The 19,820-nt window shown below is 57.4% G+C and carries 21 protein-coding genes and 1 tRNA gene; 16 read left to right on the top strand and 6 right to left on the bottom strand.

What is annotated here, in order from left to right; genetic code table 11:
- The first annotated feature begins 59 nt into the window (after nt 1-59).
- The 3 genes from pabB (at nt 60) to BMZ57_RS00645 (ending at nt 2,291) form a co-directional block, all read left to right on the top strand.
- Nucleotides 60-1,403 (top strand): aminodeoxychorismate synthase component I, encoded by a 1,344-nt coding sequence (pabB, locus tag BMZ57_RS00655; protein ID WP_069673241.1) that lies wholly within the window; start codon nt 60-62, stop codon nt 1,401-1,403.
- 229 nt (nt 1,404-1,632) lie between these two features.
- The gene (locus tag BMZ57_RS00650) at nt 1,633-1,935 is read left to right on the top strand and encodes a type II toxin-antitoxin system HigB family toxin (RefSeq protein ID WP_010208464.1); all 303 of its coding nucleotides are present in this window, start codon (nt 1,633-1,635) and stop codon (nt 1,933-1,935) included.
- Nucleotides 1,935-2,291 (top strand): helix-turn-helix domain-containing protein, encoded by a 357-nt coding sequence (locus BMZ57_RS00645; RefSeq protein ID WP_010208463.1) that lies wholly within the window; start codon nt 1,935-1,937, stop codon nt 2,289-2,291. Before BMZ57_RS00650 ends, BMZ57_RS00645 begins: the two co-directional genes overlap by 1 nt.
- 122 nt (nt 2,292-2,413) lie before the next feature.
- Here BMZ57_RS00645 and thrH read toward each other — a convergent pair whose 3' ends face one another.
- The gene (thrH, locus tag BMZ57_RS00640) at nt 2,414-3,031 is read right to left on the bottom strand and encodes a bifunctional phosphoserine phosphatase/homoserine phosphotransferase ThrH (RefSeq protein ID WP_010208462.1); all 618 of its coding nucleotides are present in this window, start codon (nt 3,029-3,031) and stop codon (nt 2,414-2,416) included.
- A 152-nt stretch (nt 3,032-3,183) separates the two neighbouring features.
- On the opposite strand from thrH, the gene BMZ57_RS00635 reads away from it, so the two are divergent.
- The 3 genes from BMZ57_RS00635 to BMZ57_RS00625 all read left to right on the top strand — a co-directional run bounded on the left by BMZ57_RS00635 (nt 3,184) and on the right by BMZ57_RS00625 (nt 6,651).
- Nucleotides 3,184-3,918 (top strand): phosphoadenylyl-sulfate reductase, encoded by a 735-nt coding sequence (locus BMZ57_RS00635; RefSeq protein WP_010208461.1) that lies wholly within the window; start codon nt 3,184-3,186, stop codon nt 3,916-3,918.
- 473 nt (nt 3,919-4,391) lie between these two features.
- Nucleotides 4,392-5,921, top strand: coding sequence for an NCS1 family nucleobase:cation symporter-1 (locus BMZ57_RS00630; RefSeq protein ID WP_042571961.1), 1,530 nt, complete (start codon nt 4,392-4,394; stop codon nt 5,919-5,921).
- A gap of 13 nt (nt 5,922-5,934) precedes the next feature.
- Nucleotides 5,935-6,651, top strand: coding sequence for an aspartate/glutamate racemase family protein (locus BMZ57_RS00625; RefSeq protein WP_021491510.1), 717 nt, complete (start codon nt 5,935-5,937; stop codon nt 6,649-6,651).
- Here the strand turns inward: BMZ57_RS00625 and BMZ57_RS00620 are convergent.
- On the bottom strand, nt 6,632-7,561 hold the full coding sequence (locus BMZ57_RS00620; protein ID WP_044287679.1) for a LysR family transcriptional regulator: 930 nt from the start codon (nt 7,559-7,561) through the stop codon (nt 6,632-6,634). The genes BMZ57_RS00625 and BMZ57_RS00620 overlap by 20 nt on opposite strands.
- Before the next feature lie 126 nt (nt 7,562-7,687).
- Here BMZ57_RS00620 and BMZ57_RS00615 point away from each other — a divergent pair, with 126 nt between their 5' ends.
- On the top strand, nt 7,688-8,434 hold the full coding sequence (locus tag BMZ57_RS00615) for a 3-oxoacyl-ACP reductase family protein (protein WP_069673242.1): 747 nt from the start codon (nt 7,688-7,690) through the stop codon (nt 8,432-8,434).
- A gap of 133 nt (nt 8,435-8,567) precedes the next feature.
- Here BMZ57_RS00615 and BMZ57_RS00610 read toward each other — a convergent pair whose 3' ends face one another.
- Complete coding sequence (locus tag BMZ57_RS00610; protein ID WP_010208454.1) at nt 8,568-9,257, bottom strand: HAD-IA family hydrolase; 690 nt, start codon at nt 9,255-9,257, stop codon at nt 8,568-8,570.
- Nucleotides 9,258-9,364: 107 nt separating this feature from the next.
- Between BMZ57_RS00610 and BMZ57_RS00605 the strand changes: the two genes are divergently transcribed.
- On the top strand, nt 9,365-9,748 hold the full coding sequence (locus tag BMZ57_RS00605; RefSeq protein WP_021491507.1) for a DUF2784 domain-containing protein: 384 nt from the start codon (nt 9,365-9,367) through the stop codon (nt 9,746-9,748).
- Here the strand turns inward: BMZ57_RS00605 and BMZ57_RS00600 are convergent.
- A complete protein-coding gene (locus BMZ57_RS00600) occupies nt 9,708-10,676 on the bottom strand; it encodes an NAD-dependent epimerase/dehydratase family protein (protein ID WP_044287684.1) in 969 nt (322 codons plus the stop codon). The two genes, BMZ57_RS00605 and BMZ57_RS00600, sit on opposite strands and share 41 nt — an antisense overlap.
- A 93-nt stretch (nt 10,677-10,769) precedes the next feature.
- On the opposite strand from BMZ57_RS00600, the gene BMZ57_RS00595 reads away from it, so the two are divergent.
- From BMZ57_RS00595 to BMZ57_RS00575, 5 genes are all read left to right on the top strand, one after another.
- Nucleotides 10,770-11,654 (top strand): LysR family transcriptional regulator, encoded by an 885-nt coding sequence (locus BMZ57_RS00595; protein WP_045791732.1) that lies wholly within the window; start codon nt 10,770-10,772, stop codon nt 11,652-11,654.
- Nucleotides 11,655-11,708: 54 nt separating this feature from the next.
- Nucleotides 11,709-12,287: a DUF4337 domain-containing protein gene (locus BMZ57_RS00590; protein ID WP_042571965.1), complete on the top strand. Its 579-nt coding sequence runs from the start codon at nt 11,709-11,711 to the stop codon at nt 12,285-12,287.
- Nucleotides 12,288-12,406: 119 nt separating this feature from the next.
- Nucleotides 12,407-13,039, top strand: a complete 633-nt coding sequence (locus BMZ57_RS00585) for a hypothetical protein (protein ID WP_010208448.1) — start codon at nt 12,407-12,409, stop codon at nt 13,037-13,039.
- 389 nt (nt 13,040-13,428) lie between these two features.
- Entirely contained in the window at nt 13,429-13,698 is a 270-nt protein-coding gene (locus tag BMZ57_RS00580) for a hypothetical protein (RefSeq protein ID WP_010208447.1), read from the top strand.
- Between the two features lie 424 nt (nt 13,699-14,122).
- Entirely contained in the window at nt 14,123-15,355 is a 1,233-nt protein-coding gene (locus BMZ57_RS00575; RefSeq protein ID WP_074900374.1) for a DUF4238 domain-containing protein, read from the top strand.
- A gap of 571 nt (nt 15,356-15,926) precedes the next feature.
- Here BMZ57_RS00575 and BMZ57_RS00570 read toward each other — a convergent pair.
- A tRNA-Ser gene (locus tag BMZ57_RS00570) sits at nt 15,927-16,016 on the bottom strand.
- Nucleotides 16,017-16,352: 336 nt separating this feature from the next.
- Here BMZ57_RS00570 and BMZ57_RS00565 point away from each other — a divergent pair.
- The 3 genes from BMZ57_RS00565 to BMZ57_RS00555 all read left to right on the top strand — a co-directional run bounded on the left by BMZ57_RS00565 (nt 16,353) and on the right by BMZ57_RS00555 (nt 19,096).
- The gene (locus tag BMZ57_RS00565; RefSeq protein ID WP_010208444.1) at nt 16,353-17,045 is read left to right on the top strand and encodes a crotonase/enoyl-CoA hydratase family protein; all 693 of its coding nucleotides are present in this window, start codon (nt 16,353-16,355) and stop codon (nt 17,043-17,045) included.
- A 212-nt stretch (nt 17,046-17,257) separates the two neighbouring features.
- Nucleotides 17,258-17,986 carry a 1-acylglycerol-3-phosphate O-acyltransferase gene (locus tag BMZ57_RS00560; RefSeq protein ID WP_038453656.1) on the top strand — a complete coding sequence of 243 codons (729 nt, stop codon included), beginning with the start codon at nt 17,258-17,260 and terminating at the stop codon, nt 17,984-17,986.
- Between the two features lie 138 nt (nt 17,987-18,124).
- Nucleotides 18,125-19,096 carry a magnesium and cobalt transport protein CorA gene (locus BMZ57_RS00555; RefSeq protein WP_010208441.1) on the top strand — a complete coding sequence of 324 codons (972 nt, stop codon included), beginning with the start codon at nt 18,125-18,127 and terminating at the stop codon, nt 19,094-19,096.
- Here BMZ57_RS00555 and BMZ57_RS00550 read toward each other — a convergent pair.
- Entirely contained in the window at nt 19,093-19,818 is a 726-nt protein-coding gene (locus BMZ57_RS00550; protein ID WP_010208438.1) for an amidotransferase, read from the bottom strand. The two genes, BMZ57_RS00555 and BMZ57_RS00550, sit on opposite strands and share 4 nt — an antisense overlap.
- Nucleotides 19,819-19,820: the final 2 nt, after the last annotated feature.

Raw genomic sequence — 19,820 nt, 5'->3', positions numbered from 1 at the left:
AGCAAATCCTACAGGGGACTACAATCCCCTCCCCCGCGCCATTAGCTGATCCACCCCGCATGTCGACCTGCTCCGTATATACGCTGCCCTATCGGGCTAACCCCGCCGAGTATTTTGCGGCGATTCGCCACGCGCCTGGCGCGGTGCTGCTGGATAGCGGGCGACCGGCAGCCGAGCGTGGGCGGTATGACGTGCTGAGTGCCTGGCCACGTGCAACCTTGACGGTTTCACCTGACGAAAGTGGTAGTGATTTCCTGCAACGCTTGCGGAAAAACCTTACCCAGTTGGGGAAAGCAGACCTGCCCACCGGGTGTGAACTGCCGTTTGCCGGTGGCCTGATCGGCTATTTGAGCTATGACTTCGGCCGGCACCTTGAGCAAATGCCACACCTTGCCGTGGACGATCTGCACCTGCCGGATGCGCGTTTCGGGCTGTATGCCTGGGCGCTGATCAGTGATCATCAGGCCCGGACCAGCCAGCTTGTGTTTCATCCCGCACTGGCGGAGACAGAGCGGCAACGCTTGATCACCCTGTTCGGTCGGCCGGTAGCCGACAACACAGCGACCTTCAAACTTAACGGCCCCATGGCCCCGGACCTCACCGGTGAGGCCTACCGCCAGGCAATCGTGCGCATCCAGGACTACATCCAGGCCGGCGACTGCTACCAGGTCAACTTTGCCCAGCGCTTCCGTGCGTCGTGTGTCGGCGATCCCTGGGTCGCCTACTGCGCCCTGCGCGAAGCCTGCCCGACGCCGTTCTCTGGGTTCCAGAGCCTGCCGGACAACGGCGCGGTGCTGAGCCTGTCGCCCGAGCGTTTCGTGCATGTCAGCGAGCGCCGCGTCGAGACCCGCCCCATCAAAGGCACTCGCCCACGCGGTCTGACGCCCGAAGAGGACGCCGCCAACGCCGCCGAACTGCTGGCCAGTCCCAAAGACCGCGCCGAAAACCTGATGATCGTCGACCTGCTGCGCAACGACCTCGGCCGCACCTGCCGCACCGGCTCGGTGAGCGTGCCGGAACTGTTCAACCTGGAAAGCTACCCCAACGTGCACCACCTGGTGAGCAGCGTTATCGGCGAATTGGCCGACGGCAAAGACGCCCTCGACCTCATCGCCGGCAGCTTTCCCGGCGGCTCCATCACCGGCGCGCCGAAGATCCGCGCGATGCAGATCATCGACGAGCTGGAGCCGACGCGACGCGGGTTGTACTGCGGTTCGCTGGTGTACCTGGACGTGCGTGGCGAGATGGACAGCTCCATCGCCATCCGCAGCCTGCTGGTCAAGGATGGGCAGGTATGTTGCTGGGGGGGCGGCGGGATTGTCGCGGACTCGCAGTGGGAAGCGGAGTACCAGGAGTCGCTGACCAAGGTGAAGGTGTTGTTACACACTTTGGAAAGCCTGTAGTCGCCAAGCCCCTCCTGGCTCTCGGACGCAAAGCCGCCCGGCAGGAAAAAACCTGAATCAGAACGTCTATGGACGACATTCGAGCTGGACGATAGCGTCCGGCTCGGACCGTCCACTAGCCGTCTGTGAGGGATCACATGAACCGACTGCTTACTCTTAAGAAATTGTTTCCGAGATTGCATCTCGATCCAACCGCGCCTATATTCTCCCAAATTGGGAGGATGAAGCGATGCGCATAATCGCTCTCTCAACCCTACGAATATTCTGGGAAAGCCACTCAGCTTATTCCGACGCCAAAACACCGCTGGTCGAACTGTACCGTCATTTGGAGAAAGCCACTTACCCAACGCCGCAAGCACTCAAAGCAGAGCTTAGAGCGGCAAGTATCCTGAAAGGTGGCAGGGTTGCCTTCAACGTGGGCGGCAACAAATATCGAGTGATCATGGCGATCGATTATCAGCGCCAGCTTGGGTTCATACGTTTCGTGGGGACGCATGCGCAGTACGACCAGATCAACGCGGAGACCGTGTGATGAACATCAAACCTATACATTCCCAGGAAGACCTGACCGCGGCACTCACGCGCGTCGAGCAGCTATGGGGAGCCGAAGTCGGCTCACCGGAAGGTGACGAGCTCGAAATTCTTGCAGTCCTCATAGAAAAATACGAGGCAGAACATTATCCAATGCCACCTTCGGATCCAGTGGAAGCGATTAAATTTCGCATGGAGCAGTTGGGCATGACCGCTCGGGATCTTGAGCCTTTCATCGGGACAAGCGGACGTGTGTCCGAAGTATTGAATCACAAGCGCAAGCTGAGCTTGTCGATGATCAAGCGCCTGCATGAAGGCTTAAGTATTCCTTATGAGCGCTTGCTGGCTGGCGTCTGAGATTTACGGTGTTTGTAAGGACCTCATTGCGGGCAAGCCCGGCTCCCACATTTTGACGTGTAAACCCGTTCACGTGTGGGCGCTGGCTTGCCTGTGAAGGGGCCACCAGCCTTGGCGAAAACCTACAGGCTCAACGGCCGATTCGACGCCTTGATGAACGCCTGCTTCAGATCCTCGAACGTATGCACCGCCGGGAATTGCGGGAATTCGCGGATCACGTTCTCCGGCGCATGGAACAGAATCCCACAGTCGGCTTCGCCCAGCATGGTGGTGTCGTTGTAAGAGTCGCCGGCGGCGATCACCCGGTAGTACAGACTCTTGAAGGCCAGCACGGATTGGCGCTTCGGATCTTTCTGGCGCAGTTGGTAACTGACCACGCGATCGGTGTCGTCGGTAATCAGCCGATGGCACAGCAGGGTCGGGAAACCCAGTTGGCGCATCAGGGGTTGGGAAAATTCATAGAAGGTGTCGGACAGGATCACCACCTGGAAGCGCTCGCGCAGCCAGTTGACGAATTCGATGGCGCCGTCCAACGGCTTGAGAGTGGCGATCACTGCCTGGATGTCGGCGAGCTTGAGCCCGTGTTCGTCGAGGATGCGCAGGCGTTGCTTCATCAGCACGTCATAGTCGGGAATGTCCCGGGTAGTCGCCCGCAGGGATTCAATACCGGTTTTTTCGGCGAAGGCGATCCAGATTTCCGGAACCAGCACCCCTTCCAGGTCGAGACAGGCAATTTCCACAAGACACTCCCATTTGTAGTTTGTTGGTTGAGCGAGCAAAAGGACTGCCGAACTCTAGCGATTCAAGCTCACCGCCGCAACGCAGAGCGGATTTTGATACCATCGCTCCCCTATAGAGCGCTCAGCGCCACTGACCTGTAGGAACCGTCCTGATGAACCAAGCCTTCGACGTCGCTGAACTCGCCGCGACTTACGCCAACAAATCCGCCCAGGATATTCTCAAGCTGGCGTTCAGCCAGTTCGGTGATGACCTGTGGATTTCCTTCAGCGGTGCCGAGGACGTGGTGCTGGTCGACATGGCCTGGAAGCTGAACAAGAACGTCAAGGTATTCAGCCTCGACACCGGCCGCCTGCACCCGGAGACCTACCGGTTCATCGAGCAGGTACGCGAGTTCTACAAAATCGACATCGAGTTGATCTCGCCGGACCAGAGCAAGCTGGAACCCTTCGTCAAAGAGAAGGGCCTGTTCAGCTTCTATAAGGACGGCCATGGCGAATGCTGCGGCGTGCGCAAGATCGAGCCGCTGCGCCGCAAACTCGCAGGCGTGAATGCCTGGGCCACCGGCCAGCGCCGTGACCAGAGTCCCGGTACCCGCAGCCAAGTGGCGGCGCTGGAAATTGACACAGCCTTCTCCACCCCGGAACGCACGCTGTACAAGTTCAACCCGCTGGCGCAGATGACCAGTGAGGAAGTCTGGGGTTACATCCGCATGCTGGAGCTGCCGTACAACAGCCTGCATGAGCGCGGCTTTATCAGCATCGGCTGCGAGCCCTGCACCCGGCCGGTGCTGCCGAACCAGCATGAACGCGAAGGTCGCTGGTGGTGGGAAGAAGCCACGCAGAAGGAATGCGGTCTGCATGCCGGGAACATCATCAGCAAGGCCTAAGGGCTTCGCGATCAAATAATCAATGTGGGAGCGGGCTTGCCCGCGATCGCGGTGGATCAGTCGCTATTTGCGTGACTGATTTTCCGTCATCGCGGGCAAGCCCGCTCCCACATTTGTTATGTGTTTAACACTGAAGGTGTACACACAGATGTAACCATAGGTGGCATTTATGTGTGCAATTTTCTGTGATCCGCACCCTAACGTAACACCTCTATCCGCCCGCAGTTTCCCACCGTGCATCGCACGCTTCCCACAGCAAAATAAATAGCTGTTCAAACGGTCAATTTATATCGTTTGTAATTCAGATAGTTATTTCAAGAACATGCAAAAAGGAAATTACCTCCAGCTTTCATAGATCAAAAACTGGCACGTAAGTGGCTTAAGGTGAAATGCGCTTTGTATACAATAAATACAAAACATACATACACTTTGCCATCTGCGGCCTGGCTGCCGATGCGCTGGAGCCTGCCGGAATGCGTCCAAGCCTCTCGAACAATATCGCACTGGATCTGCCCTCCTCGCCCCTCAACCCCGAAGCGACAAGCCCCGGCCCCCTGGTGCTGAGCCCACGGCTGCACAACAAAGACCTGGCCCCGACCAAGGTCGAAGGCCGACGCTGGGGGCGCTACAGCATCTTTGCACTGTGGACCAACGACGTGCACAACATCGCCAACTATTCCTTCGCCATTAGCTTGTATGCCTTGGGTCTGGGCGGTTGGCAAATTCTGTTGTCCCTGGGTATCGGCGCGGCGTTGGTGTACTTCTTCATGAACCTATCGGGTTATATGGGGCAGAAGACCGGTGTGCCGTTCCCAGTGATGAGTCGAATCAGCTTCGGCATCCATGGCGCGCAGATTCCGGCGTTGATCCGCGCAGTGATTGCGATTGCCTGGTTCGGTATCCAGACCTACCTGGCCTCGGTGGTTTTCCGCGTGTTGCTGACGGCAATTCATCCAGGTTTTGCCGACTATGACCACAACTCGATCCTGGGCCTGTCGTCCCTCGGCTGGGCCTGTTTTGTGGCGATCTGGCTGGTGCAGCTGGTGATCCTGGCTTACGGCATGGAGATGGTGCGCCGCTACGAAGGCTTCGCCGGACCGGTGATTCTGCTGACGGTAGCGTCACTGGCCGGCTGGATGTACTTCCAGACGGGCGGGAACATCGCCTGGTCGATCCGCGACCCGCTGAGCGGCGGCGAGATGTGGCGCAATATCTTTGCCGGTGGCGCGCTGTGGCTGGCGATCTACGGCACGCTGATCCTCAATTTCTGCGACTTCGCCCGCTCTTCGCCGTGCCGCAAGACCATCCAGGTCGGCAATTTCTGGGGCCTGCCGGTGAATATCCTGGTGTTTGCCGCGATCACCGTGCTGCTGTGCGGCGGGCAATTCCAGCTTAACGGCCGGGTGATCGAAAGCCCCACTGAAATCATCGCGGCCATTCCCAGCACCTTTTTCCTGGTGCTCGGTTGCCTGGCGTTCCTGATCGTTACCGTGGCAGTGAACATCATGGCCAACTTCGTCGCACCAGCCTTTGTGCTGAGCAACCTGGCGCCCAAGTACCTGAACTTCCGCCGCGCGGGGTTGATCAGTGCCACCGTGGCGGTGCTGATCCTGCCGTGGAACCTCTACAACAGCCCGTTGGTGATTGTGTATTTCCTCTCCGGCCTGGGTGCCCTGCTGGGGCCGTTGTATGGGGTGATCATGGTTGATTACTGGCTGATCCGTAAAAGCCGGGTGGACGTGTTGCAGCTGTATAGCGAAGACCCAAATGGCGTTTATTACTACAGCCGTGGGGTCAATTTACGCGCGGTGGCAGCATTCATTCCCGCAGCCGTGATCGCCATTCTCCTGGCGCTGCTGCCCGGTTTCGCCAGTGTTTCACCGTTTTCCTGGATGTTTGGCGCTGGTATTGCAGGGTTGCTCTACCTGCTGATCGCCAAGCGTCAGCCGTTCTACGCCGATGTCAGCGGCGAAAGCATTGCAGTCGATAACGTCAGTCATTAATCAAGGACACTCCATGCGTATCCTCGTGGTCAACGTCAACACCACCGAATCCATCACTGAAACCATCGCCCAGCAGGCACGGGCTGTGGCTGCGCCGGGCACTGAGATTGTCGGGCTCACGCCCTACTTCGGCGCGGAGTCGGTGGAAGGCAACTTTGAAAGCTACCTGGCGGCCATCGCCGTGATGGACCGCGTGATGGCCTACGACCAGCCGTTCGACGCGGTGATCCAGGCCGGTTACGGTGAGCACGGCCGCGAAGGCTTGCAGGAGTTGCTCAACGTGCCGGTGGTGGACATCACCGAAGCGGCCGCCAGTACCGCGATGTTTCTGGGCCATGCCTATTCGGTGGTGACCACGCTGGACCGCACCGTGCCGCTGATCGAAGACCGCCTGAAACTGGCCGGCTTGTATCAACGCTGTGCCTCGGTACGGGCCAGCGGCATGGCAGTGCTGGAGTTGGAAGAAAACCCGCGGGCGGCGATGGAAGCCATCGTGCGCCAGGCGGAACTGGCCATCAGCGAAGACAAGGCTGAAGTGATCTGCCTGGGCTGCGGCGGCATGGCCGGGCTGGACGAGCAGATCCGCCAGCGCACCGGCGTGCCAGTGGTGGACGGCGTAACCGCCGCAGTGACCATCGCCGAATCGCTGGTGCGGTTGGGGTTGTCGACGTCGAAGATCAGGACTTATGCGACGCCAAGGCCGAAAAAAATCATCGGCTGGCCGCGTTAAAACGCTGGCTCAACTGCTGTTCGGCAAACTGCTCGATGATGAAATCCACAAACGCGCGGGTCTTGCCGGGTAGCAGTTTATGTTCGGCGTAGTAAATGGAGATGTTGCCGTCGTCGACATACCAGTCGGGCAGCACCCGCACCACCGCGCCGCTGTCCAGAAACGGCACGGCCATGGGCATGCTCACTAGGGCGATGCCCAGGCCCTGCGCGCTGGCGCAGCAGGCAGCTTCAGAGTCGCTCATGGTCATTCTCGACTTAAGCACCAGCGGGCGGTGTTCACGCTCGGTGCTGGTCAACTGCCAGGAGCGTACGCGGCCGGTTTGGGGGGAGCGGATGAGAATCCCCGTGCAGCGCGCCAAGTCCTCTGGGGTCAATACCGGCGCGCGTCGCGCCAGGTAATCCGGCGACGCCACCAATACCCGATGTGCCGGTGTGAGTTTACGCGCCACGACCCCCTGGGGCAGTTCAAAACCGCCGCCGATGGCCGCATCGAAACCTTGGCCGATCAGGTCCACCTGACGGTTATCGAAATGCCAATCCGGGCTGATGTCTGGAAAGCGCTGCATGAACTCCCCCAGCAGTGGCACCACATAGCGATTGCCAAACACGGTGCCCATGCTGACCTTGAGCGTCCCTACCGGCCGCCCTTCAGCGCTCGCCAGGTTGGCCATGGCGTTCTGGATGGTGGTGAGGCTACCGCTGACCTCTTCCAGAAACAGTTTTCCGGCTTCGGTCAGGGTGAGACGCCGAGTGCTGCGCTGGAACAATCTCACCCCCAGGCGCGCCTCCAGCTTGGCGACACTTTTGCCGACGGCTGCCGGGGTCAGGCTCAGGTGCCGGGCAGCCTCCGCAAAGCTGCCGCCTTCAGCGCTGCGCACGAAGCATTCGATACTGCCAAAGCTCTCCATATCGACTCACTCTAAACTTTTGGTTTACACAGACTATAGCAATCACGGTCTACCGGGAGGAACTGGCGAGGTCGATACTCGGCCCCAACAACAAGGCATCCCGCCTTGAACAGCTAGGAGATCGACATGACCACACAGAACCTCAGCGGCAAAGTCGCCTTGATCCAAGGCGGTTCTCGCGGCATCGGCGCCGCCATCGTCAAGCGCCTCGCGGCGCAGGGTGCAGCAGTCGCCTTTACTTACGTCAGCTCGGTCGCCAAGGCTGAAGAACTGCAGAACAGCGTGATCAGCGAAGGCGGCAAAGCACTGGCGATCCACGCCGACAGCGCCGATGCCGGGGCGATCCGCAACGCCGTCAACGCCACCGTCGAAGCCTTTGGTCGCCTGGACATTCTGGTGAACAACGCCGGTGTGCTGGCCATTGCGCCGCTGGAAGATTTCAGGCTGGAAGATTTTGACCAGACGTTGGCGATCAACGTACGCAGCGTGTTTATCGCGACCCAGGAAGCGGCCAAGCATATGGGTGACGGCGGTCGGGTGATCAACATTGGTAGCACCAATGCCGAGCGCATGCCGTTTGGCGGTGGCGGCCCGTACGCCATGAGCAAGGCGGCGCTGGTGGGGTTGACCAAGGGCCTGGCGCGAGATCTGGGGCCACGCGGCATCACCATCAACAACGTGCAGCCTGGGCCGGTGGACACCGATATGAACCCGGCGAACAGCGATTTTGCCGAAAGCTTGATCGGGCTGATGGCGGTGGGGCGTTACGGGCATGTGGAAGAGATCGCCAGCTTTGTGGCTTACCTCGCAGGGCCGGAAGCGGGTTACATCACAGGTGCCAGTTTGACCATCGATGGTGGCTTCAGCGCCTAGTACTTCTTAAACACTGCAAAACCCTGTGGGAGCGGGCTTGCTCGCGAAGGCTGAGTATCGGTCACTTAATACATCGACTGATACACCGCTTTCGCGAGCAAGACCGCTCCCACAGGGTTGACCTGTGTTTGATTCAGGGACGGGGCGGCAAGCCATAGGCCGCTAGGTCAAAGTCCGCGAGCTTGCGGATGATCTGGTCGGCATGGTGGTACTTGCTGTCGGCCATGGCTTCATCCGGCACGGCGATGGCGGTCATGTGCGCGGCCTTGGCGGCGGTGACGCCAAACGGCGAGTCTTCGAACACCAGGCAGTCCTCGGGCGCAACGCCCAGGCGGCGGGCGGCGGTGAGGAAGATGTCCGGCGCAGGCTTGGCGGCACCGACTTCCGGGTCGTCAGCGGTGACGATGGTATCGAACAGGCCAAACCATTCGCGGTGCAGCGTGGTCTTGTGGCCGAACGAATTGCGCGACGAACTGGTGCCCACCGCAATCGGGATATTGTGCGCTTTCAAGTGCCGCACCAAAGCTTCAGCGCCAGGCATGCCCAATGCCTTGGGGAAGCGCTCGCTCATCAGCGGCTCGCGTATTTCCAGGAACTGCGCCGGTGTGATCGGCAAATCCAGCGCCTTCACCACGTAGTCAGCCAAGTCCTGGGCACCGCGCCCGATGATGTGCTGCTTGATGCCCCAATCGTAGGTACGGCCGTAGCGTTCGGCGATGATCTGCGTAACTTCGGTGTAGATGCCTTCGGTATCCAGCAACAACCCGTCCATATCGAAAATCACGGCCTTGATTGGACCGACTGCGGTACGCGGTGCATTCATCGCAACAGAACCTTGGGAGAGGACTAAAAGGATTCAGCACAATAACGGCCACACTTGCCGGCAAGCAACCCTTTAGACTGTAGCCCCCTCCTTTCGAAGTACCCGCAATGCTCTTCCGTCTCGCTGCCGACAGCCTGGTGCTGTTTCACCTCACCTTTATCCTGTTCGTGCTGTTTGGCGGCTTGCTCGCGCTCAAATGGCGCCGGGTAATCTGGCTGCATTTGCCGGCGGCCGCCTGGGGCGTGGCGGTGGAAGTGCTGCACCTGCCCTGCCCGTTGACCCGGTGGGAAAACCTGCTTCGTCACCTCGCCGGACAAGACGGTTACGGCGGTGGTTTTGTCGAGCATTACATCCTCACGCTGATCTACCCGGCGGGGCTGACCCCTGGGATTCAATTGGCGCTCGGGACGGTGGTGCTGCTGATCAATATCGCGGTGTATGCGTGCTTGATCAGGCGTGCGCAGGCAAGCAACCAAGGTTGGCCAACGTAGCTTCCACCGCGGCTTCGAGCGGCGTATGCGGCTCATGGCCCAGGGCCACCAACAGGCGTTGGTTATCCATGCGCAAGGGGGTTTGCCACAGGTAGCGCATCTCTTGCATCTCGCGCAGGGTGACGACAAAGGGTGCCGCCACTTTCAGCAACCACCACGGGAAACGATTGACGCGCGGTTGATGCCCCGTCCTACGCAGCATTACGCGCTGAATCGCTTGGACCATCTGCGTGCCATCCGCATCCACGTGCCCGGCCATGTGGAAGCAGGCGAAGGCGTCGAGGGTTGCTCGACGCTCAATCAGCTCGACCATCGTGCGCGCTACATCGGGCAGATACGCCCATTGATGCATCACACCCGGGGCACCTGGGTAGCTGACGACCTGCACCGGCTTTCCGGGCTTGACCAAACCCTGGGCAAACCAGTTGTTAGCCACCCGCGCGCCGAAAAAGTCCCCGGCGCGCACGATCAGCGCCCGCGCCCCCTGACGGGAGGCGTCCAGCAAGCGCTGCTCCAATTGCACGCGGATTGCGCCTTTGCGGGTTTGCGGGTGCTGAGGTGAATCCTCGTGCAACACCGGGAATGCATCCGGCCCGTAGTTATAGACCGTGCCGGGTAATACGATAGTGGCGCCTTCGACGAGGGCTGCTGCGATGGTGTTGCCGATCATCGGCAGCACCTGCTCCGCCCAATTGCGATAACCGGGTGGGTTGACCCCGTGCACGATGACCGCGCAGCCACGGGCAGCCGCCAGTACCGCATCACGATTGAGCGCATCGCCTTCAACCCACGTAAACGCTGCGTTCTGGCTGCGGGCTCTGTCGACATCACGGGTCAACGCACACACTTCCCAGCTTGCAGCACTCAGCTGTCGCGCCACTTCACCGCCTATCCCGCCGGTTGCACCCAGTACCAGAACCTTTTTCATGGCCTTCTCCCACAGAGGTTGATGTGGCCATTTTGTGTGCAGTCTCGCTATAGATAAATTGCCGAACACAATGCAGTCGCTATACATTTATGCATGGCATCGACTATTGGTTGGGAGCTTTACCGATCGTTCCTCGGTGTATTCAGGGAGGGATCGCTGTCGGGGGCCGCACGGCAGCTCGGCATTACACAGCCCACGGTCGGACGGCACATTGCCGCGCTGGAAACGGCGCTGGGCGTGGTGCTGTTTACCCGTTCACCGAACGGTTTGTTGCCCACAGCACTGGCCCGCACCCTGCGCGCCCACGCCGAAACCATGGAGCGCACGGCAGCGGCGCTTGAACGTGCGGCCTCTTCTCAAGGCGAAGAAGTGCGCGGCGTGGTGCGCGTGTCCGCCAGTGAAGTGGTCGGCGTAGAAGTGCTGCCGCCGATCCTCACGCAATTGCGCCAGACTCACCCGCACCTCAGGGTCGAACTGGTCCTGACCAACCGCCTGAGCGACCTGCTGCAACTGGAAGCCGATATCGCCGTGCGCATGGTCCGTCCCAGCCAGGAACAACTGCTGGCGCGACGCATTGGCCTGATCGAAATCGGCCTGCATGCCCGCGATGATTACCTGCTAAAACACGGCACGCCCCTGCACATGCAAGACCTGGCCAGCCACTCAGTGATCGGCTTCGATCAGGAAAATGCGTTTATCCGCAGCCTGGCCATCAAGGGCTTCGAACGCAACACCTTCGCCTGCAGCAGCGACAGCGACCTGGCGCAACTGGCCCTGATCCGCGCCGGCGCCGGCATCGGCGGCTGCCAGGTCCAACTGGCCAAGCGCGACCCACGCCTGCGCCGAGTCCTGCCGGAAGGCTTTGCACTCAGGCTGGACACCTGGGTGACGATGCACGAAGACCTGCGCAACAGCCCGCGCTGCCGCGTAATGTTCGACGCCCTGGTGGAAGGTTTGCAGCGTTACGTACAGGATTGAGACAGCTTCACTGGTGAAGAATCAGACTCCCTCAGTCCCTTCACAGACGCCACCATGTCCGAAGCCTTCGAAGTCCCCAGCCCCCACGAAAAACACCTCGAGCACACCACCGAACATGCCCACGGGCGAGGTGACAATTTCGCCAGCCGCATCGCCGTGATGACCGCCCTCATGGCGACTCTCGGCGCCATGCTCAGCTACCAGGCCGGCTCCACCGAAAGTGAAGCGGCCATGGACAAAAACAACGCTGCCATCATCAAGACCGAAGCCGCGAACCAGTGGAACTACTACCAGGCCAAATCCAGCCGGCAGAACCTTGCGGAACTGGCCACTCACATTCCCGGCGTAGATGCAGCGCATTACAAGGACGAGATCGAACGCTACAAGCGCCAGAAGGAAGACGTGCGCAAACAAGCCGAAACGCTTGAAGCCACCTCAAAGGAATGGGATGAAAAATCGGAACAGGCGCTGCACCAGCATCACCGCTGGGCCCAGGCAATGACCGCGATTCAGATCGCGATCTCGTTGGCGGCGATTACGTTGTTGACGAGGCGGGAATGGTTGAAGCGCCTGTCGTATGCGGCAGCGGGTGTGGCAGTGGTATTGGGCAGCCTGGCGTGGCTGCATATCTGACGCGGTGCAGTCAAAAGGTGGGGGTGGCTGTGGGGTTGAGGGCTTGGGTGTACGTACAAGCCTGACGCGCGGGGTGGTAGTCTTGCCCTCTCGAAAACGACAATGACAGGGAAGTACGAATGCGGAGTCTGTTTCTATTGCTGTGCTGTTTGTTAATCACCGCCTGTTCAAGCAATCCGACAACACTGTTTGAAGAACAAGTCAAAAACAGCAGCACGCCGTTAGCGCGAACCCCCTCTGAGGCCATGCGTAACACTCAAGCGGTGCCCATGCCGATCGACCCAGGGTGGCGGCCGCCCCAGTGGAAGATCACGGCCGAAGAACCGCGCATCCTGATCAACGGGATCCCGTCGAACTACCGATTATTCAGCGTAGCCTTAATAAAAGATAAACCCTTCCATATCGACGTTAACTCTTGGTGCGTCAACGCGTGCCTGGGATTCAGCAAATACGCCCTGAACCCTTATTTGATCCTGATGGACGCCCAAGGCAATGTGCAGGCTGAAGGCTTTGGCAAGGCGTCTGGCATCGTGGGGGTCATCAGCCAGGTCTTGAAAGGCACGGTGAAAAACAGCGGAACCTACTACCTTATCGTCGCAGCGGATAACCGTGCGCCAGGGGAAACCATTGTCATCGACAATGTACTGCTGATAGGCGCCGCAGCGAACCCGATAGCGCCGTTGCGCATCGGAATGGGCAGCTATCCATTTGGGTCGGTTGGGCCGTTATTGAATACGGAAGAGACACCTTAACCTGCGACGGTTGAGCGTGAAGAAAATAGGCCGGGTGTATATCCACTGAATCGGCTGTACTGGCCCTGACAATTGATTTGGGCAATTTCCTACGGCCTATTCAGAAGCGCCACTCTCCCACTTCAAATTCACCCCGCCTATAGTCCAACGGTCGCTCACAGGGCGACCGGGTTTGGCGACTCGACTACAAGATGGCAAAAGCTTCCCGGCAGATTTGCGGGATGCCCCTGCACGCAATAAGCTGCTTCATGGTAGCTGTGCGTGGGAGACCTTCGGGTCTGCCGGTCTTTGTCCGTTCTTGTCCCGGTTCGCCAACCTGCGTACAGCTGCCACCTTTTGTTTGGCGACAAATGCGTGGCTCACATCCTCTAAGTGAACGGACTTAAGGCATGAACCAATACATAGCACTCACCAGCAACGACAGCGCCACACCCGCCCTTTTCGTCGACACAACCGTCCCGTTGGAAATCCTTCTTGATGCCGCGAACTATCGAATCCGCTCGGTGACGCAGGTGCTTGAGAATCTTGCGCTACGTAGTGAGATAGGCAGCGATGCGGTGGTACTCAGCGACTTTGCCTTGCTGTGCTCAATTCCAATGCGCGACGGGTGTGACTTGCTGGATGTCATAGGCCGGCGAATGGATGTTCCGCTACCCTAGAAAATACTGCAGGTCGCTTTAGAGCTTTAGCGACCAATTCACCTGGCTTCGGAATAGCAATCCAGGGGGTTCTGGTTTACGAGGGCACACAAAAAGGCCGCCACACCAAGTCTAAGTGTGGGGGCTTTTTTACATAAGCGGCGATATAGGTATATCGACGCTACACAACACTCTTGTGCGTGGCAACTTGAACGTCTTCTTGCCGATTAGCTGCCAAGATGGCCTGCAAACGGCCAAACGCAGGCTGCCGAACCTTAATTCTCCGTACGCTGCCCCGGATAGTGTTTGTTGCTGCTGTCCGAAAATGTCATTTTGAGAAATTCACTCTTTACGATGCAAAAGAAAAATTTTTCGATGCGTAAAAACTAAGTCTATAGTGTGAGTAGGGAGAACTTACTATGCTGCAGGCTTTCAAGGGGGCATCGTGGCAATTAAAGAATATCGTAACAATCATTACGTTCCTGAGTGGTATCAGAAAAAGTTCTTATCCGCAGACGGCGGCGAGGCTAAATTTTATTACCTTGACTTAAAGCCAGAAACAATTACTACAGCAAATGGCACACGATATAAGCGCAAGGACATGATGCGCTGGGGCCCCGATAGCTGTTTCAAAATAGAAGATCTTTATACAACAAAACTAGGCAACTTCGAATCAACAGAAATCGAAGAAAAATTTTTTGGACAAATTGATACTGAAGGGCACAAAGCTGTTGAGTACTTTTCTAAATTCCAGCATCCTGATGTAGATCCTCAGTCTTTTCACAATCTACTACTTTACATGAGCACTCAAAAACTCAGAACTCCGAAGGGTTTGAAGTATTTGGCATCTAAAACACAGTCACGTGACAAAAATGAATTATTATTTATGCTACAGAGACTACAGAGTTATTTTTGTGCGTTATGGACTGAATGTGTTTGGCAATTGGCTGACTGCAAGAGTACGGATACAAAACTAATCCTGTCAGATCACCCCGTTACCGTATACAACAAAGGTTGTTTCCCTCAATCTGCATTGGCGAAAAAGGTAGGTGATCCTGAGGTTTGGCTGAACGGCACTCACACATACTTTCCGTTGTCGGAAGAACGCGTCCTGATTCTAACTAACCTGTCTTGGGTCAGATGTCCGTACGGAAATCCTATGAAAGAGCGGCCAAACCCAAAGCTATTTCGAACGGCAATGTTTAACTTCACGAGCATTCAAACTCATAGAGAACTCACAGAGTTAGAAGTACTCCAAATTAACTACATAACAAAAATTCGAGCTGAGCGGTACGTTGCGGCACGAGAAAAGGAATGGCTATATCCTGAAAAAAAGGTGACACCTTCTCTATGGCCACAACTAGGGGATAGTTATTTATTAATGCCTGACCCGCGATCCGTAACATATTCTACCTCTACGATGGTTGGTTATGAAAATGGTCGATCAGAGACAATGGATGAATACGGTAGACGACCTGGACAGAAAGGTTATAGCGGTGAGAGCAATAATAGAAAAGACTGGAACAGTTTCTTAGCTTTTCAAGGTGAATACGCTAGACGATTTGGCCCGAAACGGCGCGGTCGATCATTCGAATTGAATAGAATTTCAAACGAAGAGGACTCTGATGACTATCATGCGTACCATCTGGGTTTAGAGAGAACACACAGAAAACGTTAAAAACGAGGTCAGGGGTTAGCGTTTAAATAATGTGGCGATCAAGAACAGACTCCACAATAGAGCGCGTTATATCGACTTATATGATTCCTTAACTTTATTCGCTCAAAATTTCACGGAGGCGCCTCTCAAGTGCTCCTCTGAACAAGATTCGTAGATTGTCTGCATCGAGCTTTGAAATGGTCTCTTCAATGTGAAGCTTAAAAATCAGGTCATGGGTTCAAGCCTCACGCCTCCGTGCTTCAAGTGCGGTGGGTGAGCAAGCAATCCCAGCGAGGAAATGAGCCGACACGCTACTCGCGGGATGAATATCGCTCTTGGCAACAGACATGACTTCCTACCTGGTTCTCAAACGATTGAAGACACGCTTACGAATCTGCGCCCTTCTCTAAGGAGTAGTGGGTCTAACACTAAGTTCATAACGGAACGAAGTGCACCCGTCTCGCGAGTAAAAAAAACGAACCAAAAAGACGCGCCAGTCCCATGGTGGTCACATGGGGCTATTTTTTGGACGCCAAAAACCACAAACCCCCGACTTTCTCTAGGAAAGTCAGGGGTTTGTGTTTACTTAATGTGGCGGTGAAGGAGAGATTCGAACTCTCGATACAATTTCTTGTATACACACTTTCCAGGCGTGCTCCTTAAGCCACTCGGACACTTCACCGTATCTCGGCAAACCAGTTCAGTCTGTCGAGGCGCGCTAATGTAGTCGAAAGCCTTTCTGATGGCAAAGGTTTTTTTCAGAATTTTCATGCGGTTAGCCGGTTATGCCGATCCACGCCCGGCAAGGGGCGGTGATTGTGCCATTCTCAGGCATCGGCAGGATGGGTCTGGGGCGGTGATTGCGCCCTGCCCCCGGCTTTTCAAACGCCTATATGCGGGAAAAGTCTGACTGGGCAGTCAGTCACAGCGCTTTACCGGGGCGGGCGTGGTGGGTAACGTCTGCGCATGCACGTCTATTAACTAGCCTTCTATAAAAAATCCTACAAGGAACCGCGTCATGAGTGAGTTGATTGCCTACCACCTCGAAGACGGTATCGCGACCCTGACCTTGAGCAACGGCAAGGTGAATGCCATTTCTCCGGCGGTGGTCAGTGCGTTTAATGAAGCGCTGGATCAGGCGGAGAAGGACCGGGCGGTGGTGGTGATCACCGGCACGCCGGGGATTCTGTCGGGTGGTTATGATTTGAAGGTGATGACCGCCGGCCCTAAAGAGGCGATCGGCCTGGTGACGTCCGGTTCGACCTTGGCACGCCGTCTGTTGTCGCACCCGTTCCCGGTGATTGTGGCGTGCCCTGGGCATGCGGTGGCCAAGGGTGCGTTCCTGCTGTTGTCAGCAGACTATCGGATTGGCGTGGAAGGCCCGTTCAGCATTGGCCTGAATGAAGTGGCGATCGGCATGACCATGCATCACGCCGGTATCGAGCTGGCGCGGGATCGTCTGCGTAAGTCGGCGTTCCATCGTTCGGTGATCAATGCCGAGATGTTTGACCCACAGGGCGCGTTGCAAGCCGGTTTCCTCGACAAGGTGGTGGCACCGGAAGAATTGCATGCGGCAGCCCTGGAAGCGGCGCGTCAGTTGAAGAAATTGAACATGAATGCTCACAAACACACCAAGTTGAAGGTGCGCAAAGCGCTGCTGGAAGCCCTGGACGATGCAATCATCCAGGACCAGGGGCATATCCTGAGCTAAGTCCTACCCTTGATACGCCAGAGCCCGACCTTGAGTCGGGCTTTTTCTTACAAACTAATCCGAATCCTACTGAGCCGCTCTAGCCTGCCCGTGTCGGTAGATGCTGAAACATGCTCTTAAACATCGCTTATCTCCTACCTCTACAGGGCTAATTGCCGAATACAGTGCACATCCGTACACTGCGCCACCTTTTGTCCGGATAGGCTGTGTCGATGCTTTTTCTGCTGCGTATGTTGTTGATGGGCCTGCACTTTATGCTCGCCGGTGTGCTGGGCGTGTTGGTCGGTCTGTGTCGACCGTTCAACCCGGACAACAGTCGCCTGTGTGCTCGCCTCTACGCGCTGCCGGCCATGTGGATTCTGGGGCTGAACGTAAAGGCCGATGTGGACTCGCTGCGCCACAAGCCCGGCACCTGCGTGGTTATCGCCAACCATCAGTCCAACTATGACCTGTTTGTGTTCGGTAACGTGGTGCCTTACCGCACCGTGTGTATCGCCAAGAAAAGCCTGAAATGGGTGCCGCTGTTCGGTCAGTTGTTCTGGCTGGCGGGTAACGTGCTGATCGACCGGGGCAATGCGTACAAGGCTCGCCGTGCGATGCTCACCACCACTCACACGTTGCAACATGAGGACACGTCGATCTGGGTGTTCCCGGAGGGCACGCGCAATTTGGGCAAGGGGTTGCTGCCGTTCAAGAAAGGCGCGTTCCATATGGCGATTGCGGCCGGTGTGCCGATCGTGCAGGTGTGTGTCAGCAATTACGTGACACATATGCAGCTCAATCGCTGGAACAGTGGGGATGTGCTCATACGGTCGTTGCCGCCGATTCCTACCATTGGGATGACTCCGGATGACATCCCCGCGTTGATGCAGGCGTGTCATGCGCAGATGGAGGCGTGCATAGAGGAGATGGATCGCGAATTGGCACCGGGCCCTCTTTAACGCTTTGGAGCGATTCGCCCCCCAGCACGAGCAAGCTCGTTCACCACAAAAAAGCTTGCCGCAACGGTAGCTACAACGGAACGCCATTCAGGCTAAGCTGCCCAACACCTGTCCTCCCAATAAGAAGCGATCAGCACCATGGGTAGAGTTGTTGCGGCCGCTGTCTACAGTGCCGGTAAGAAAGTCACGGATATCACCCTCGATGAAGGGGCGGCCTGGGCCGCCAAACCCAACCACTTTGTATGGATCGGTCTGGAAGAGCCTGACGCTCAGGAGCTCTCCAACCTGCAACGCCAGTTCAACCTGCATGAATTGGCCATCGAAGACGCCCTGGAAAAACACAGCCGCCCGAAGCTGGAAACCTTCGGCGATGCGCTGTTTATCGTCACCTACTCACCGGTGCGCGAAAACGGCAAGCTGGAGTTTATCGAGACCCATATCTTTGCCGGCAACGGCTATATCATCACCGCACGCAACGGGCACTCGGCGTCCTACGGTTTTGTGCGCCAGCGTTGTGAGGCACGGCCTCTGTTGCTGGAGCATGGGGAAGATTTCGTACTCTATGCGCTGCTGGATTTCGTCACCGAGAACTACCAACCGGTGAGCGAGGCGATCCATGCCGAGATCGATGAGCTGGAGCGCAATGTGCTGTGCAGTTCGCTGAGCGAGCGGGATATCCAGAAGATTCACGGCCTGCGTCGCGATGTGTTGCGGCTCAAGCGCTATGTGGCGCCGATGGTGGAGATCAGCCAGGAGCTGCAGAAACTCAACTTCCCGTTCATCGACAAAAACATGCGCCCGTATTTCCGTGATGTGCAGATCCACGTGACACGGCAGATGGAAGATCTCACCACCCTGCGCGATATCGCCAGCCAGACCATCGAGATCGGTGTACTGCTGGAGGCGTCGCGCCAGAGTGTGGTGCAGCGCAAGTTTGCTGCATGGGCGGCGATTCTCGCGTTCCCCACCGCGGTGGCAGGGATCTACGGGATGAACTTCCAGAACATGCCCGAGCTGCAATGGCACTACGGCTATTTTGCGGTGCTCGGGTTTATCGCGGTGGGTTGCACCAGCCTGTGGGCCAGTTTCAAGCGTTCGGGCTGGCTTTAAACCTGGGCCTCGGGCTTGTGCGCCACGAAACGCATCATCCATTCCGCCACGGTTGCGCCGTGGTGGTCGCGCTCCAGGCTGGCCACGCCGTTCGTGTAGACCTTTTCGCCCAATGTGGTCTGCAGAATCTCCAGCAACTCGCGGGAATAGTCGTGGACAAACTCCGGGTGACCTTGGAAGCACAGGACCTGGTCGCCGATGTGGTACGCGGCAAACGGGCAAAAGGCGCTGGAGGCGATGACCGTGGCATTGTCCGGCAGCGTGGTGACCTGGTCCTGGTGGCTGATCAGTAGCGTCAGCTCCTCCACTTCAGGGCTCATCCACGGTGTCTTGGCATCCAGCTTGTAGTCGTGAATGCCCATGCCCCAGCCCTGGCCGGCGCGTTCAGTCTTGCCGCCGAGCAACAGTGCCAGCAGTTGGTGGCCGAAGCAGATCCCGAGCAGCTTGTCGCCGCGCTCGTAACGTTCGAGCAGGTAGGTCTTGAGGGTCTGGATCCATGGGTCGGTGCCAAAGGAATCGGCCTTGCTGCCGGTCACCAGGTAGGCATCGAACACTTCATCGTCCGACGGGTATTCGCCGTTCACCACGTTGTACACGACAAACTCAGCGGGTATGGGCTGCTTGGAGAACAGGCGCTTGAACATCTGCCCGTACCCTTGGTATTGATCGATCAAGCCTGGACGCAGGATATCGGTTTCCAGGATACAGACGCGTAGCGACATAA

It is taken from the genome of Pseudomonas simiae (genome assembly GCF_900111895.1).
Classification (GTDB): Bacteria; Pseudomonadota; Gammaproteobacteria; order Pseudomonadales; family Pseudomonadaceae; genus Aquipseudomonas; species Aquipseudomonas simiae.
Note: the sequence above shows the minus strand (reverse complement) of the source record. Positions and strands in the feature narration are given on the sequence as shown.

Excerpts from the sequence above, each read along its gene's own strand:
- pabB (WP_069673241.1), top strand. The coding sequence starts at position 60 with ATGTCGACCTGCTCCGTATATACGCTGCCCTATCGGGCTAACCCCGCC.
- BMZ57_RS00650 (WP_010208464.1), top strand. The coding sequence starts at position 1,633 with ATGCGCATAATCGCTCTCTCAACCCTACGAATATTCTGGGAAAGCCAC.
- BMZ57_RS00645 (WP_010208463.1), top strand. The coding sequence starts at position 1,935 with ATGAACATCAAACCTATACATTCCCAGGAAGACCTGACCGCGGCACTC.
- BMZ57_RS00635 (WP_010208461.1), top strand. The coding sequence starts at position 3,184 with ATGAACCAAGCCTTCGACGTCGCTGAACTCGCCGCGACTTACGCCAAC.
- BMZ57_RS00630 (WP_042571961.1), top strand. The coding sequence starts at position 4,392 with ATGCGTCCAAGCCTCTCGAACAATATCGCACTGGATCTGCCCTCCTCG.
- BMZ57_RS00625 (WP_021491510.1), top strand. The coding sequence starts at position 5,935 with ATGCGTATCCTCGTGGTCAACGTCAACACCACCGAATCCATCACTGAA.
- BMZ57_RS00620 (WP_044287679.1), bottom strand. The coding sequence starts at position 7,561 with ATGGAGAGCTTTGGCAGTATCGAATGCTTCGTGCGCAGCGCTGAAGGC.
- BMZ57_RS00615 (WP_069673242.1), top strand. The coding sequence starts at position 7,688 with ATGACCACACAGAACCTCAGCGGCAAAGTCGCCTTGATCCAAGGCGGT.
- BMZ57_RS00610 (WP_010208454.1), bottom strand. The coding sequence starts at position 9,257 with ATGAATGCACCGCGTACCGCAGTCGGTCCAATCAAGGCCGTGATTTTC.
- BMZ57_RS00605 (WP_021491507.1), top strand. The coding sequence starts at position 9,365 with ATGCTCTTCCGTCTCGCTGCCGACAGCCTGGTGCTGTTTCACCTCACC.
- BMZ57_RS00600 (WP_044287684.1), bottom strand. The coding sequence starts at position 10,676 with ATGAAAAAGGTTCTGGTACTGGGTGCAACCGGCGGGATAGGCGGTGAA.
- BMZ57_RS00595 (WP_045791732.1), top strand. The coding sequence starts at position 10,770 with ATGGCATCGACTATTGGTTGGGAGCTTTACCGATCGTTCCTCGGTGTA.
- BMZ57_RS00590 (WP_042571965.1), top strand. The coding sequence starts at position 11,709 with ATGTCCGAAGCCTTCGAAGTCCCCAGCCCCCACGAAAAACACCTCGAG.
- BMZ57_RS00585 (WP_010208448.1), top strand. The coding sequence starts at position 12,407 with ATGCGGAGTCTGTTTCTATTGCTGTGCTGTTTGTTAATCACCGCCTGT.
- BMZ57_RS00580 (WP_010208447.1), top strand. The coding sequence starts at position 13,429 with ATGAACCAATACATAGCACTCACCAGCAACGACAGCGCCACACCCGCC.
- BMZ57_RS00565 (WP_010208444.1), top strand. The coding sequence starts at position 16,353 with ATGAGTGAGTTGATTGCCTACCACCTCGAAGACGGTATCGCGACCCTG.
- BMZ57_RS00560 (WP_038453656.1), top strand. The coding sequence starts at position 17,258 with ATGCTTTTTCTGCTGCGTATGTTGTTGATGGGCCTGCACTTTATGCTC.
- BMZ57_RS00555 (WP_010208441.1), top strand. The coding sequence starts at position 18,125 with ATGGGTAGAGTTGTTGCGGCCGCTGTCTACAGTGCCGGTAAGAAAGTC.
- BMZ57_RS00550 (WP_010208438.1), bottom strand. The coding sequence starts at position 19,818 with ATGTCGCTACGCGTCTGTATCCTGGAAACCGATATCCTGCGTCCAGGC.